This is a genomic window from Agromyces sp. Marseille-P2726 (assembly GCF_902809835.1).
In the GTDB taxonomy this organism is placed as follows: domain Bacteria; phylum Actinomycetota; class Actinomycetes; order Actinomycetales; family Microbacteriaceae; genus Agromyces.
Window position 1 is genome coordinate 199,003 of sequence record NZ_CADDWM010000014.1, and the last position, 14,032, is coordinate 213,034.

11 protein-coding genes and 1 pseudogene are annotated in these 14,032 nt (G+C 69.9%); 10 read left to right on the plus strand and 2 right to left on the minus strand.

What is annotated here, in order from left to right:
* Positions 1-114 precede the first annotated feature (114 nt).
* Complete coding sequence (locus HUS56_RS10410; RefSeq protein WP_173923372.1) at positions 115-348, plus strand: hypothetical protein; 234 nt, start codon at positions 115-117, stop codon at positions 346-348.
* Between the two features lie 219 nt (positions 349-567).
* Positions 568-1,197, plus strand: coding sequence for a hemerythrin domain-containing protein (locus HUS56_RS10415; protein ID WP_254431399.1), 630 nt, complete (start codon positions 568-570; stop codon positions 1,195-1,197).
* Between the two features lie 259 nt (positions 1,198-1,456).
* Here HUS56_RS10415 and HUS56_RS10420 read toward each other — a convergent pair.
* Positions 1,457-2,116: pseudogene (locus HUS56_RS10420) on the minus strand (LLM class flavin-dependent oxidoreductase); the annotation flags it as partial.
* Positions 2,117-2,191: 75 nt separating this feature from the next.
* On the opposite strand from HUS56_RS10420, the gene HUS56_RS10425 reads away from it, so the two are divergent.
* From HUS56_RS10425 to HUS56_RS10460, 8 genes are all read left to right on the plus strand, one after another.
* Positions 2,192-2,644 carry an isoprenylcysteine carboxylmethyltransferase family protein gene (locus tag HUS56_RS10425; protein WP_173923374.1) on the plus strand — a complete coding sequence of 151 codons (453 nt, stop codon included), beginning with the start codon at positions 2,192-2,194 and terminating at the stop codon, positions 2,642-2,644.
* 201 nt (positions 2,645-2,845) lie between these two features.
* Positions 2,846-3,610: an ABC transporter ATP-binding protein gene (locus HUS56_RS10430; RefSeq protein ID WP_173923375.1), complete on the plus strand. Its 765-nt coding sequence runs from the start codon at positions 2,846-2,848 to the stop codon at positions 3,608-3,610.
* A 14-nt stretch (positions 3,611-3,624) separates the two neighbouring features.
* A complete protein-coding gene (locus HUS56_RS10435) occupies positions 3,625-4,335 on the plus strand; it encodes an ABC transporter ATP-binding protein (RefSeq protein WP_217423996.1) in 711 nt (236 codons plus the stop codon).
* Positions 4,336-4,459: 124 nt separating this feature from the next.
* Positions 4,460-5,710 carry an ABC transporter substrate-binding protein gene (locus HUS56_RS10440; RefSeq protein WP_173923376.1) on the plus strand — a complete coding sequence of 417 codons (1,251 nt, stop codon included), beginning with the start codon at positions 4,460-4,462 and terminating at the stop codon, positions 5,708-5,710.
* A gap of 74 nt (positions 5,711-5,784) precedes the next feature.
* Entirely contained in the window at positions 5,785-6,654 is an 870-nt protein-coding gene (locus HUS56_RS10445; protein WP_173923377.1) for a branched-chain amino acid ABC transporter permease, read from the plus strand.
* Positions 6,651-7,688, plus strand: a complete 1,038-nt coding sequence (locus tag HUS56_RS10450) for a branched-chain amino acid ABC transporter permease (protein ID WP_173923378.1) — start codon at positions 6,651-6,653, stop codon at positions 7,686-7,688. The genes HUS56_RS10445 and HUS56_RS10450 overlap by 4 nt, the downstream gene beginning before the upstream one ends.
* Before the next feature lie 107 nt (positions 7,689-7,795).
* Positions 7,796-9,280 (plus strand): DUF2868 domain-containing protein, encoded by a 1,485-nt coding sequence (locus tag HUS56_RS10455; RefSeq protein ID WP_173923379.1) that lies wholly within the window; start codon positions 7,796-7,798, stop codon positions 9,278-9,280.
* Positions 9,277-10,758 (plus strand): DUF3482 domain-containing protein, encoded by a 1,482-nt coding sequence (locus HUS56_RS10460; RefSeq protein ID WP_173923380.1) that lies wholly within the window; start codon positions 9,277-9,279, stop codon positions 10,756-10,758. Before HUS56_RS10455 ends, HUS56_RS10460 begins: the two co-directional genes overlap by 4 nt.
* 107 nt (positions 10,759-10,865) lie before the next feature.
* Here HUS56_RS10460 and HUS56_RS10465 read toward each other — a convergent pair whose 3' ends face one another.
* Positions 10,866-14,030, minus strand: a complete 3,165-nt coding sequence (locus tag HUS56_RS10465) for a M14 family metallopeptidase (RefSeq protein ID WP_173923381.1) — start codon at positions 14,028-14,030, stop codon at positions 10,866-10,868.
* Positions 14,031-14,032: the final 2 nt, after the last annotated feature.

Sequence of the window (14,032 nt, forward strand, 5' to 3'; positions counted from 1 at the left end):
ATGCGACCGCGGCGACGAAGATGATCGATCCACGTCATGCGTCGGTTCCTCCGCCTACCTAGCGTGAGGTTCGTGGCATTCCCCCACACCCCGACACACGAAAGGAATGACGACATGAACGCACGCGCATTGCTGCTCGTCCCAGCCGCAGTGGTCGTGGCCGTGCTCGCCGGGTGTGGCCAGACCGACGGGAACTCGCTCAGCGAGCGAGGATCAGGTTCGGTCGAGTTCCGCTTCCCGTCGACCGAGATCTGCAACCAGTCGTCGTACATCCGCGAGCGGGCCCCCGAGGGGCTCTGCGAGCAGACGACCGTCGACGACGACCTCTCGCCGACGAGCGGGAAGTGATCCCGACCGAACTCAGCGCCCGGGCGACACCGGTGGTCGCCCGGGCATTTCGGCGCGTTCGGGGTCTTGCCGCGGCATCCGCAGCGTCGTAGTGTCGCCGCACCACCGCCCGCATCGACGATCGGACCCGACATGCCAGCGACCGCGCTTCCGTCCAGTGGAGATCAACCCGGATCTGGGGCATCCGGAGCAGCACCGAAGACGTGCGACGCGCGGGGCATGGCCGAGATCCACCGCATGTACCGGGCCGGCTTCGGCGAGGGGCGCGACCTCGTCGCCGGCGTCGCCGAGGGTGATGCGGCGCACGCCGACGTGGTCGGCGACCACCTCGACATGCTCTCGGTGAGCCTGCACGCCCACCACGAGTTCGAGGACGAGCACCTCTGGGACACCCTCGACGAGCGCGCGCCCGCCTGCGCCGGCCACGTCTCGCGCATGAAGGAGCAGCACGCGGTGATGCTCGTGCACCTCCGCGAGCTCGATGCGGCGCTCCCGGTGTGGCGCAAGAGCGGAAGGGCGACGGATGCCGCGGCCGTGAACGCCGCCCTCGACGGCATCAATGCCGCGCTCGCCGTGCACCTGCCCGACGAGGAGCAGAACATCGTGCCCGTCATGGAGACCGTGCTCACCCAGAAGGAGGTCGACGCCGCCGGCGTGCACGGACGCAAGGCGACGCCGAAGGGCAAGACCTGGGCGCAGCTCGGCGCCATCCTCGCAGCACAACCCGACGGCGGCGCCGAGTGGCAGCGCGAGCACCTGCCCGCGCCGTTCCGCCTGATCTGGCGCTGGGTGGGCAGGCGCCGGTACGAGGAGAACCGGGCCGAGCTGGTCGGAGCGCGGGCGCGATAACCGCCGGGCCGGCGACGGGCCGAGCCGCCGCCCCGCACTGCGCCGTCAGCCGCGCAGGGAGCCGCTCGGCGGCGACCTGCGTGCGCACGACCGGGATCACCTCCTCGGCGAAGCGCTGGAGTTCGCCGGGGTCGTCGCCCATGAGGATGAACGTGGCCACGCCGTGGTCGATCGCGTAGCCCGTGAGCTCGTCGGCGAGGCGGTCGGGCGCGGCGGTTGCGCCGATGTTGAGCAGGCGTCGGATGTCGCTCGGGCGGCGGCCCGCGGCATCCGCTGCCTCGTCGATGATCGCGTTGCCTGCAGCGAGGCCGCCGGGTTCGAGGCGCTGGAGTGAGGGCAGCCAGCCGTCGGCCTTGCTCCCGGTGAGCCGGAGCATCCGCGGCTTCAGGGCGCCGAGCCAGATGGCGATGTCATGAGCGGGCGCCGGCCCGCGCTTGGCGCCGTTGACGTGGTGGACGGTGCCGTCGACCCGCAGCGGTTCGCGCGTGCTCTGATCCCAGATGCCGCGGATGATGTCGATCGCCTCGCTCAGCCCGTCGACCGCTCGGCGCGGGGTGAGGCGCTCGGCGCCCATCGCGGCCGCGGCGTCCCAGAAGCCGCCCGCGCCGAGGCCGAGCTCGATGCGTCCGCCGCTCAGGATGTCGAGACTCGCCGCCGCGCGGGCGAGCACGGCGGGCTGGCGGAGTTGCAGGTTCAGCACGTTGCCCGTGAGGCGAACGCGCTCGGTGCGCGCCGCGACCCACGACAGCAGCGTCCACGTGTCGTAGAACCGGGGCTGGTACGGATGGTCCTGGAAGGTGACGAGGTCGTAGCCGAGCCGCTCGCTGAGTTGCGCGAGCGCCACCGGTGCATCGGGGGAGGACTGGTTCGACGGCGTGATGAAGGTTCCGAACTCGAGCGGAAGACCGTAGTCGGGCATGTCGACCAGTCTGGCCGAGAGGATGATGGTCGTGAACGGATCCGGGAGCGGATGTCGGGGGGAGGCGCGCCGGCGATGAAGGACCGTGCGAACTGGCTGGTGTGGGCGCAGTTCCTGCTGCTCGTCCTGCTGCTGCTCCCTGGCGATCCCATGTGGAGCGAGCCGTGGATCACGGTGATCGCCGTCGTCCTCGGCGTCCTGGGCGCCGCGCTGTCCTTCGCGGGCGTCGCCGTGCTCGGACGCGACCTCGTGCCGTGGGTCGCCCCCAAGCCCGAGGCACCGCTGCGCACGAGCGGGGTGTACGTGCGCACGCGCAACCCGATCTACCTCGGGCTGCTCGTCGGCACGGCGGGGTGGGTGCTCTGGCGCGGCAGGATCGAGCTCATCGTGATCTGGGTGCTGCTGGCGATCGTCCTCATCGCGAAGGCGCACGTCGAGCAGCACCGCCTCGTCGACGCCTACGGTGATGACTACCGGGCTTACGCCGCGCGTACCCCATTGCTGCTGTTCGGCCGCGGCATCCGCTGATCCAGGCGATGTGCAGGAATGCACCTCGCCTCTGCACGACTGCCCATTTCGCAGAACCCGGCCGTAGTTGACAGTGGAGTGAGCACGGTCCTATGGTGAGTGACACCTGAATCATTCGTCAGGTTTGTCCCCCATTCCTCCTATGGCAGCAGGAGCATCACCCATGCCTTCACGTCGAGACTCCCCCATCGGGGCCGCCCGATGACCGCGACCGTCGAGACCCGGCCGCTGCTTCGGGCCCGGGCCCTGACGAAGGACTTCCGCGGGTTCACCGCCGTTCGCCAGGTCGACCTCGACATCGCGGCCGGGTCGATCCACGCGCTCGTGGGTCCGAACGGTGCCGGCAAGACGACGCTGTTCAACCTGCTCACCGGCTTCCTGACGCCCACCTCCGGCACCATCACGCTCGACGGCCAGGACATCACGGGCAAGGACCCCGAGGTCATCGCCCACCTCGGCGTCGCCCGCTCGTTCCAGATCACGAGCCTCTTCGACAACCTCACCGCGCTCGAGCACCTCGAGCTCGCACTGGCCAGCCCGACCGGCCTCGGATTCCGCTTCTGGGGCTCGTCACGCAGGTTCCGCCGGTTCCGCAGCCGATCGCTCGAGCTGCTCGACCAGGTCGGCATGACCGACCTCGCCGACCGCCAGGTGGGCGAGTTCGCGTACGGCCAGAAGCGCGCGCTCGAACTCGCCCTCGCCCTGGCGCTCGAGCCCAAGCTGCTCCTGCTCGACGAGCCCACCGCCGGCATGAGCCTCGAAGACGTCGACCGCACGATCGACCTCGTGAAGCAGATCTCGGCCGGCCGCACCATCGTCTTCGTCGACCACAACATGCACGTCGTCGGCAGCCTCGCCGACCGCGTCAGCGTGCTGCAGCAGGGCGAGGTCCTCGTCGAGGGCACCTACGACGAGGTCCGCACCGACGAGAAGGTCATCACGGCATACCTGGGGCAGGCGCAATGACCGAGACAGCCGCAATGACCGAGACCGCGACGATGATCGAGGTCGACGGGCTCTCCGCCTTCTACGGCGAGGCCCAAGTCCTGAACGAGGTCTCGCTGACCGTGCGGCCGGGAGAGGTCGTGACCCTCGTCGGCCGCAACGGCGCCGGCAAGACCACGCTGCTGCGCTCGATCATGGGGCTGCACCGCGAGGCCAGCGGGTCCATCTCGTTCGACGGCAAGCCGATCGACACGTGGACTCCGAACGCTCGGGCCCGCGCCGGCATCGGCTGGGTCCCCGACGACCGCGGCATCTACGCGAGCCTCACCGTCGCCGAGAACCTCCCCCTGCCGCCCGTCGTGCACAAGGACGCGTGGTCGATGGAGCAGATCCATGCCACCTTCCCGCGCCTGCGCGAGCGCCGCTCGTCGATGGGCACCCAGCTCTCGGGCGGCGAGCAGCAGATGCTCGCGATCGCCCGGGTCCTGCGGAGCGGGTCGCGGCTCCTGCTGCTCGACGAGCCGAGCGGGGGACTCGCGCCCGTCATCGTGCAGCGCATCGGCGACATCATCCGCGAGATCACGGCGCGGGGGGTCGCGGTGCTGCTGGTCGAGCAGAACGTGAAGTTCGCGTCGACGGTCGCCGACCGCCATTACCTCCTGTCGCAGGGCCGGGTCGTCGAGCAGTTGAGCAACGCCGACTTCCAGGCCCGCGAGGGCGAGCTGCTGGAGCATCTCGGCATGTGACGCTCGCACCCTCGTCTCTCTGACCCACCCGTCTGGAACCATCGGATACGCCGGCCCAGCGGCATCCGCCCCCGCGTCACACCTGCACCAACCACTGCAACACCCCTACGAAGGAGTAGTCCACATGGCACACACGAGAAGAGGCCTCGTCGTGACGGGCTTCGCTGCCGCGACCGCGCTCGCCCTCACCGGATGTGCGGGCGGTCCCGCACCGGCCGCCGAGTCCGAGCTCAGCAATGACAAGGTCGTCATCGGCCTGCTGAACGACCAGTCGGGCGTCTACAAGGACCTCTCCGGCCCGAACAGCAAGGTCGCGATCGAGATGGCGATCGAGGACTACCTCGCCGAGTACGGTGACCAGGCCGTCGTGAGCGAGGAGCAGATCGAGATCATCACGGCCGACACCCAGAACAAGCCCGATGTCGCGAACACCCAGGCCCAGCAGATGTACGACCGCTCGAACGCCGACATCATCCTCGACGTTCCGGCCTCGTCGGCAGCCCTCGCGGTCGCCGAGGTCGCCGCGCAGAAGAAGAAGCTCTACATCAACGTCGGCGCGGCCACGATGGAGCTCACCGGTGCCGCGTGCAACCCGTACACGTTCCACTGGGCGTACAACACGCAGATGCTCGCCAAGGGTGCGGCCGGCGTCGTCGAAGACGGCGGCGAGAGCTGGAGCCTCGTCTACCCCGACTACGCGTTCGGTCAGGACATGGTCGCCTCCTTCACCGCCGCGGTCGAGGACGCGGGCGGCAGCATCACCGAGGCGATCGCCACGCCGTTCCCGAACGACAACTTCTCGACGTTCATCACGCGCGCGGCGTCGACCGACCCCGACGTCGTCGGGATCATGGCCGCGGGCGGCGACCTGATCAACTTCGTCAAGCAGTTCAACCAGTCGGGTGTGCGCGACCAGGCGACGCTCGCCGTCGGGCTCATGTTCATCACCGACATCCACTCGCTCGGTGTCGAGGAGTTCTCGGGCACGACCTTCACCGACGCGTGGTACTGGGACTACGACGAGCAGAACCGCGAGTGGGCCGACCGGTTCCTCGAGCTGACCGACACTCGCCCCTCGTTCGCCCACGCCGCGAACTACTCGGCCGCCTACCAGTACCTCGACGCGATCCAGCGCGCCGGCACGGATGACGCGGACGCGATCGTCGAGGAGCTCGAGGGCCTCAAGGTCGACGACGTGTTCCTGCGCAACGGCGAGATCCGCGCCGGCGACCACTCGGTGGTCCACGACTCCTACGTGGCGAAGGTGAAGGATGCCGCCGACGTCGAGGAGGACTGGGACTACGAGGAGATCATCGCCACGATTCCCGCCGAGGATGCCTTCCCCGACGTGAACCCGAACTGCTCGATGAAGTAGTCGTGGGCCACTGAAACCGACGGGTGGGTGGATACGTCCACCCACCCCATCTCCTCACTCGGAAGCGAAAGCCAATGGACGCATTCCTCCAATACACGGTGCAGGGGCTCGCCGCCGGCGGCTTCTACGCCCTCGCAGCGCTCGGTCTGGCCGTGATCTTCGGCGCCCTCGGCGTGGTGAACTTCGCGCACGGCGCGTTCTACATGCTCGGTGCGGTCACGTCGGCCGTGCTCCTCGACGTGCTCGGCCTGAACTTCTGGGCGTCGCTCGTGGTCGTGCCGATCCTCATGTTCGTCTTCGGCATCATCATCGAGCTGCTGCTCGTGCAGTGGCTGCTGAAGCTCGACATCCTCTACAACTTCCTGCTCACGTTCGGCCTGAGCCTCGTGCTCGTCGACCTCGTGAAGCGCCAGTACGGCGTCTCGAGCCTGCCGTACGAGGTGCCGCCCGGCCTCGAGGGCCTGCTCGTCATCGGAGCGGTGGAACTCCCGATCTACCAGCTGTTCGTATTCGCCTTCTCGCTGGTCGTCTGCCTCGTCGTGTGGTTCGTGCTCAGCAAGACGCGCGTCGGCATGATCGTGCGCGCCGCGACCGAGGAGCCCGAACGTGCCCGGGCACTGGGCATCAACGTGAGCGCGTGGGTCACCCCGGTCTTCGGCTTCGGCGTCGCGCTGGCCGGGCTCGCGGGCGTGCTCGCGGCGCCGTTCCGCGCGATCACCGCGACGATGGGCAGCAACTTCATCATCATCCTGTTCGCGATCGTCGTCATCGGCGGCCTCGGGTCGGTGCTGGGCGCGGTCGTGGCCGGATTCCTCGTGGGCCTCGTCGAGGCCTACGGCCAGGGCTACGCCGGCACGTTCTCGCAGGTGCTCATCTTCGTGCTGATGGCCGTCGTCATCATGGTGCGCCCCGCGGGCCTGTTCGGAAGGAAGGAAGCGGTATGAGCACCGACCTCGAAACCCCGCTGCCGACGAAGTTCGATGTCGCCGACTTCGACCCGAAGGCCCGGCGCTCCCGCGACATCCGCCGCATCGCACTCGGTCTCGTCGCCCTCGTCGCCGTGCTCGGCCTGCCGTGGTGGGTATACCCGCCCATCGCCGTCGACATCGCCGCGTGGGCGCTGTTCGCGATCTCGATCGACCTGCTGCTCGGATTCGTCGGCCTGCTGTCGTTCGGCCACGCCGCGTTCTGGGGCGTCTCGGCGTACTCGGCCGGGCTCATCGCGCAGAGCTTCGGCGTGCCGTTCCCGGTGGCGATCATCGGCGGAGCGATCGCGGCGATGATCCTGGCCGTACCGATCGGCTATCTCGCCGTGCGTCGCTCGGGCATCTACTTCGCGATGGTGACGCTCGCGTTCGCGCAGATGATCTGGTTCGTCGCGAACCAGTGGAAGGACGTGACGGGCGGCGAGAACGGGCTGCAGGGCGTTCCCAAGTCGTTCTTCGGCATCGAGTTCATCGAGACCCAGGCGTTCTACTTCTACTACGTCGCGGTGATCTTCATCGTGCTCGGCGCCTGGCTCGCCTGGCGCATCGTGAACTCCCCGTTCGGACGCGTCCTGGTCGCGATCCGCGACAATCCGGCGCGCACGCGGGCGCTCGGCTACGACGTCGAGCGCTACAAGCTCATCGCGTTCGTGCTCTCGGCCGGCATCGCCGGTGTTGCCGGTGGCGTGTTCGCGATCAGCCACGGGTTCGTCTCGCTGCAGGAGCTCGACTGGACGACGTCGGGCAAGGTCGTGCTCATGACCGTGCTCGGCGGCATGGGCACCCTCTGGGGCGGCCCGGTCGGCGCGGCGGTCATCGTGCTCCTCGAAGACCGCCTCGCGACGAGCGGCTTCGACGGCATCGGCATCATCACCGGTTCGATCTTCATCCTCTGCGTGCTGCTGTTCCGTCGCGGCATCTGGGGCACCGCCAAGAACCTCATCGACAAGGGCACGTCGGCCTACACCCGGCGCCGGGGATCGAAGGACTGACCAACGGCGTACGGATGCCGCGGCGAGGTGACTCCGCCGCGGCATCCGCTGTCCGGGCCCCCTTCGACGAGCTCAGGGACCGGGGTCCCCGAATAGACTTCGCGCATATGGACGAGTCAGCCGCCCTCGACGTCACCGCGGCCCGCGCCGTCGAGACCGGGGACCGCGACCGGCTGCTCTGGTCGGATGCCGATCGCGACTGGGCGAGCCGCGCGGCCGCCGAGGTGGTGGGCGAGGGCGTTGACGCCGAGGTCTTCCTCGCTCGCCGCGCCCGGCTCGTGCTCGAGCGCATCGGCCCGCGGCAACCGGCGGGGCCCCGCACCGTTCGGGCCCTGCGGTGGCGGCCGTGGGTCGGCGTCGTCGTCATCGTCGCGGCCTTCCTGCTCGGCCTGCTCATCGACCGCATCGGCGGCGGTTCGAGCATCAACCTGCTCGCACCACCCGTGTTCGCCCTCGTGGTGTGGAACCTCGTCGTGTACGTGTGGCTCATCGTCCGTGCGATCGCGTTCCGTGGGGCGAGGCCGGGGCCGGTGCGCGGCCTGCTCATCCGGCTCGCCGCGCTGCGAACCCCGCTCACGCGCAATCGCGCCGACGACGCCGGAGCCGCCCGACGATCGATCCTCACGGCCCTTCCCGCCGACTGGGCGCGCATCGCCGCACCGCTGTCCGGCGCCCGCGCGGCGCGAGTGCTGCACCTCGCGGCCGCCGCCACGGCGCTCGGGGTCGTCGCCGGCCTCTATATCCGGGGGCTCGCGTTCGAGTACCGGGCGACCTGGGAGAGCACGTTCCTCGGCGCCGAGCGGGGGCACGCCCTGCGGGCGGCGACGCTCGCGCCCGGCTCGTGGATCACCGGCATCCCCGTGCCCGCCGTGGCCGCGATCGGGGCGATTCGCGCCCCCGCCAGCGAGAACGCCGCGACCTGGATGCACCTGCTCGCCGGAACCGTCGCCGCGGTCGTCGTCGTCCCGCGGCTGGTGCTTGCCCTCGCGACCGGCGTGATCGAGCGTCGGCGCGCAACGCATCTCGTGCTGCCGCTGTCGGAGCCGTACTACCGGCGCCTCGTCACCGGGTACCTCGGCGGGCCCGGCCGGGTCCGGGTCGTTCCGTACAGCTACACGCTCACGCCCGAGCTGCGCACGGGGCTCGATGCGATCCTCGCCCGTGCGTACGGCGGTGCCGCGGCCACCGTCGACCCGCCCGTCGGCTGGGGCGACGACGAGGCGCTCCTCGGGCTCTCGGCCGCGGCACGAGCGGCGGAGGGCGAGACCTCCGTCATCCTCCCGCTGTTCAGTCTCGCCGCGACGCCTGAGCGAGAAGCGCACGGTGCGTTCCTCGACGCGCTTGCCGCACCCGGGCGAGCGGGGCGGAGCCTCGTCGCGCTGGTCGACGAATCGGGCTTCCTCGCGCGCTGGCCCGACGATGAAGACCGACGCGCCGCCCGTCGCGAGGCCTGGCGCGAGTTCCTCGCCGACGGGGAGGCGACGGCCGTCTTCGTCGACCTCGCATCGCCCGATCTCGCGGCGACCGAGGCCGACCTCGTCGCGGCATCCGCTTTCGATGCCGGCGAACCGCGGGGGAGGAGCACCTCGTGACCGAGCCGGCCGCCATCGCGCTCTCGCTCATCTCGCACACGAACGCGGGCAAGACCACGCTCGCGCGCACGCTGCTCGGGCGCGATGTGGGCGAGGTGCGCGACGAGCCGCACGTCACGGCGGAGGCGACGCCGTTCCCACTCGTGCAGACCGCGGAGGGCGACCTGCTCACCCTCTGGGACACCCCGGGCTTCGGCGACAGCGTGCGACTCGTGCGGCGGCTCCGGCAGGACGGCAGCCCCATCGGCTGGTTCCTCTCGCAGGTGTGGGATCGCTACCAGGACCGGCCGTTCTGGCTCACGCAGCTCGCCGTTCGCAACGTCGCCGAGCAGGCCGACGTGGTGCTCTACCTCGTGAACGCGGCCGAGGAACCGGGCGACGCGGGCTACCTGGCCTCCGAGCTCGAGGTGCTCGAGTGGGTCGGCAAGCCCGTGCTGGTGCTGCTCAACCAGACGGGTCGGCCCCGCGAGCGTGCGGTCGAGGCGGCCGAGGTCGAGCGTTGGCGAACGGCGATGACGGATGCCGCGCACGTGCGCGAGGTGCTCGCGCTCGACGCGTTCGCCCGCTGCTGGGTACAGGAGTTCACGTTGTTCGCGGCGATCGCCCGGGTGCTGCCCGAGGAGCGGGCCGACGGGTTCGCCCGCCTGTCGCAGGCCTGGCGCGATCGGCGCATGGACCAGTTCGACCGGGCGATGACGGCGCTCGCCGAACCGATCGCGGATGCCGCGTGCGATCGCGCCGTCCTCCCGACCGAGCCGCTCACCACCCGGCTCGGCGGCTCGATCGGCCTGCCGAACGCTGCTCGCACGCAGGCGCAGGCCGCGGCCGTGAAGCAGATGGGTGACCGGCTGGACGCGGGTCTCAGATCGAGCACCGAGCGCCTCATCGCCATCCACGAGCTCGAGGGCCGAGCCGCCGACGAGGTGCTCGAGCGCGTCGCCAGCGACGTGCGGGTCGACGCGCCCATCGACGAGGGACGAGCGGGCGTGGTGTCGGGCGTGCTCTCGGGCGCCGCCGCCGGCCTCGGCGCCGACCTCATGGCGGGCGGCCTGACGTTCGGCGCCGGCATGGTGGCGGGCGCCGTCATCGGAGCCCTCGGTGGAGCCGGCATCGCCCGCGGCGTCAACGTGGTACGCGGCCGAACCGAGTCGACCCTGCGCTGGGAGGCGGCATTCCTCGACGGGCTCGTCACCTCGGCGTTGCTGCGCTACCTCGCCATCGCGCACTACGGCCGCGGCCGCGGCGAGTGGAAGCAGAGCGAGTACCCGCCGTTCTGGCACGGCCTCGTCGTCGACGCCGTCGTCGCGAACGAGGCGAAGCTCGCCGAGGTCTGGCAGCTGAGCTCGGACGCCGCCGACGACGGTGGGCGCGACCGCTTCGAGCGCCGGCTGCAGGCCGTGCTCAGCGAGCTCGCGCTCGGGCTGCTCGACGAGCTCTACCCGGGTGCGCTCGCAACCGAGGCGAGTCCTGCGGGTTGAGGAGCGGCGGAGCCGCGTCTCGAGACCCTCTTCAACCTGGCAGGCGGATGCCGCGCCGCCGGACAACCCCGCGACGCGGCATCCGTCATCGACCGCCGGCCTTCGGCCTACCCGGAGAAGTGCGCGAGCATCCTGGCGACGGCATCCGCCCGGGCGGCATCCGACTCGAGCTGCTCGAGGCCGAAGCCGAAGAGCAGGGTGTCGGGGGTCGCCGTGACGCTGTAGAACGGGCCCTCCACGGTGATCCGCTCCCAGTCGCTGTCGTTGCCGGGGCTGGTCTCGGGCGCTCCGAGCACCGACCAGGCACCCAGTCCGGTCTCGAAGCCCTCGGCTTCGGTCACGGCGCCGTCGATGGTCAGTCGGGTGTCGTCGAGCATCACGCCGATCTCGCCCGTGAACGGGTCGGTCACGTAGCTGACGACGATCTCGACCTCCTCGCCGGCGTACCCGCTGAGGTCGAACGACACCGGGATCCACCCGCCGGTCGAGCCGGTGAAGGCGTTCCACTCACCGGTTGCACCCTGGGGAAGACATGGGTTGGCGATCGTCAGGTAGTTCTCCAGCTGCGGATGGATGTCGGCATAGAACCCGGCCTCGCACTCTGCCGGCACCGTGGTCGACGTCGCGCCGCCCAGCTCCGGCAGGGTCGTCCACTCCTCGCTGCCGACCGGGCGCGCCTCCACGATGACGTTGTCGTAGCCCGTCTCGGTCGAGACCGAGATCTGCGCGTCGAACGTCACCGGCGTTCCGGCCGTGACGCCGGAGAGGTCGAAGGTGCGACCGAGACGCTGGTACGAGTTGTCGGCGTGCTCGGCGAATGCCGCCCACTCCCCCTCGATCGGGATGAACGGCCCGCTGGGCTCGGTGTACTCGGCGGCCGCCCAGCTCTCGAACTGCGGGAACTCGTCGACCGGGAGCACGTCGCTCGTCACGGTGAACTCGCCGGCCTCGTCGATCGGGTTGTCCTCGGTCGCCGGGCCTCCGAAGAGCGCCTCGAAGCCCGTCAGCGGGTCATCGGTTCCGACGACCCCGTCAGCTGCCAGCGGGGTTCGGTTGTACGCACCCAGCCAGTACTGCGTGAAGTCGTCGGCGACGATCAGGCAGTCGGAGAAGAAGTCCGACGTGACCACGCAGTCCTGATCGGGATGCCCGTCGAGACCGTAGTAGATCCCGCCGAGCGCGCCCGCCAGGATCCCGTAGTACGCCGTGGTCTCGCCGGCGAACGCGAGCTTGCCGCCCTCGTTCAGGAAGTCCCGCACGGCGACGGTGAGGTACTGCTGGCGCTCCGCGACGGACAGCTCCTCCACCTCGCCGAAGAGGTACGTGTCGGTCAGCACATCCTCGGGATCCTGCGTCAGCCGGTTGTCGCCGAGGTACCAGAGCACCGCGTCGTAGTGGCTGAGGACACCCAGGTCGTGCGGCACGCCCTGCGCGTCGACGTCCCAGACGTCGGGAGCGACGCCGTTCGCCTCGAATGCCGCGATGTGCTCGTCGAGGTACTTCGGGCCGGCGTTCGTCGGCACCGGCTCGGGGTTCACGCCCGTGTAGTCCTCATTCGCGATGATGAGCACCGAGTTGCCGGTGTCCTGCGCGACCTCGTAGGTGAAGTGCTCGCTCTCGACCTTGCCCGGCTTCTGGCCCTTGGGGAGGTCCTTGCCGGTCGCGGTGCCCGTGAACCACACCTCGACGCTGTCGCCGGGGCTCGCGCCGGTCACCACACCGCGGTACTCGGCGTAGTAGTCGACGTTCTCGAAGCCGTAGCGTTCGCCGCCCGCCCACTCGGAGACGTTCGCCCGCTTGGCCTTGCCGCCGTTGATCGAGTAGTACATCGCCTTCGCCGTCAGGGCGCGCTTCGCCCAGACCGCGACGGTCTGCGGGTCGCCGTACGAGACGGTGAACGAGTCGACGCGGAAGTCCTCGGCGTCGCGGTTCACGACCGACACGGGGTCGTCGGGGTCCATCGCCGACTCGGCGACGGCCAGCGCGAATGGGATGTTCTTCTCGAACTCGGCCTGGATCAGCGCCTCGTCGTCGGGGAAGTCGAACCCGAGGAACTGGCAGTCGTCCTCGGTCCATTCGTCGTCGGGAACCGAGTTCACCGCCGCCTCGCACGTCGACATCTCGGGCGTGAACCCGAGCGTGCCGTGGGCCTCCTGCATGTGCGTGTCGAGGTCGCCGTTCGTCGTGTAGAGCTCCGCCGAGATGTCGGGGTCGTACCCGGGAATGGCGGAGTTCTCATCGTCGCCCGCCATCGCCTCGTAGATGACGTCGTCGGGCGACGGCGTCGCCACCTGCCAGCCGATGCCGTAGAGCAGCAGCTCGGCGGCGGAGTGGTAGTTGATCATGAACTGCGGCGTGATGGCGCCGAACAGCTCGTCGAGCGCTTGGGTCTCGGGCTCAGATGCCGGCGACGGACCGCGGTAGGTGTCGCTGGCGGGGTTCGGCGAGGATCCCTCGTTGTCGTAGCCCCAGCGGGTCGCGGAGTTGCGGTTCAGGTCGACCCCGTCGACGCCGGTGATCTGGCCGTCGCCGTTGTTGTCGCGGAGGTTCTTGCGCCAGAGCCGCTGGCCGGGCTGGAACGTGTAGTCGTAGCCATCCGGATTCGCGACCGGCACGAACCAGAGCTCGGTGTCGTCGACGATGTCCGTGATCCGCGGGTCCGTGCCGTACGAGGTGAGGTACAGGTCGAGCAGTCGTCGCACCATCTCGGGCGTGATCCACTCACGTGCGTGCTGCGCTGCGACGTACACGGTCGTCGGCTTCTTGCCGTCCTTCGCCTTCTGCACGCCCTTCGTCACGCGCACGGCGCCGATGTCCTGGCCCTGCTGCGTCTGTCCGATCACGCGGAACTCGGCGATGTCGGGATGCGCCGCCGCCTGCGCCATGAGCTCCTCGAGGATGCCGCCCTCGCCGCTGTACATGCGGAAGACGCCCTCGGGGACCGCCTCCAGCGCTCGGCGCTGCGCCGACGGGTCGGCCTGCACCTCGAGTGCAGTACCGGACTCGGCGAGCTCCTCAGCCTGCGCACCGCTCAGAATGACCTGCACGTCGACCTGGCCTGAGCCATCGGCGCTCGGCGCCGTGACGACCTCGCGACGGTCGACGCCGAGGTCGACGATCGCGGCCAGGCCCGCGGCATCCACCGTGCCGGAATAGACCGCGAGCCGGTCATCACCGCCGGATGTCGGCGGTGGACTCGCGGCGGCCGGTGCGGCGGCGAGCCCGGAGAGAACCAGGGCCGCGGTGGCGGCGACAGCAACGTGACGGAACATCC

Excerpts from the sequence above, each read along its gene's own strand:
- HUS56_RS10425 (WP_173923374.1), top strand. The coding sequence starts at position 2,192 with ATGAAGGACCGTGCGAACTGGCTGGTGTGGGCGCAGTTCCTGCTGCTC.
- HUS56_RS10450 (WP_173923378.1), top strand. The coding sequence starts at position 6,651 with ATGAGCACCGACCTCGAAACCCCGCTGCCGACGAAGTTCGATGTCGCC.
- HUS56_RS10410 (WP_173923372.1), top strand. The coding sequence starts at position 115 with ATGAACGCACGCGCATTGCTGCTCGTCCCAGCCGCAGTGGTCGTGGCC.
- HUS56_RS10440 (WP_173923376.1), top strand. The coding sequence starts at position 4,460 with ATGGCACACACGAGAAGAGGCCTCGTCGTGACGGGCTTCGCTGCCGCG.
- HUS56_RS10445 (WP_173923377.1), top strand. The coding sequence starts at position 5,785 with ATGGACGCATTCCTCCAATACACGGTGCAGGGGCTCGCCGCCGGCGGC.
- HUS56_RS10455 (WP_173923379.1), top strand. The coding sequence starts at position 7,796 with ATGGACGAGTCAGCCGCCCTCGACGTCACCGCGGCCCGCGCCGTCGAG.
- HUS56_RS10415 (WP_254431399.1), top strand. The coding sequence starts at position 568 with ATGGCCGAGATCCACCGCATGTACCGGGCCGGCTTCGGCGAGGGGCGC.
- HUS56_RS10430 (WP_173923375.1), top strand. The coding sequence starts at position 2,846 with ATGACCGCGACCGTCGAGACCCGGCCGCTGCTTCGGGCCCGGGCCCTG.
- HUS56_RS10465 (WP_173923381.1), bottom strand. The coding sequence starts at position 14,030 with ATGTTCCGTCACGTTGCTGTCGCCGCCACCGCGGCCCTGGTTCTCTCC.
- HUS56_RS10435 (WP_217423996.1), top strand. The coding sequence starts at position 3,625 with ATGACCGAGACCGCGACGATGATCGAGGTCGACGGGCTCTCCGCCTTC.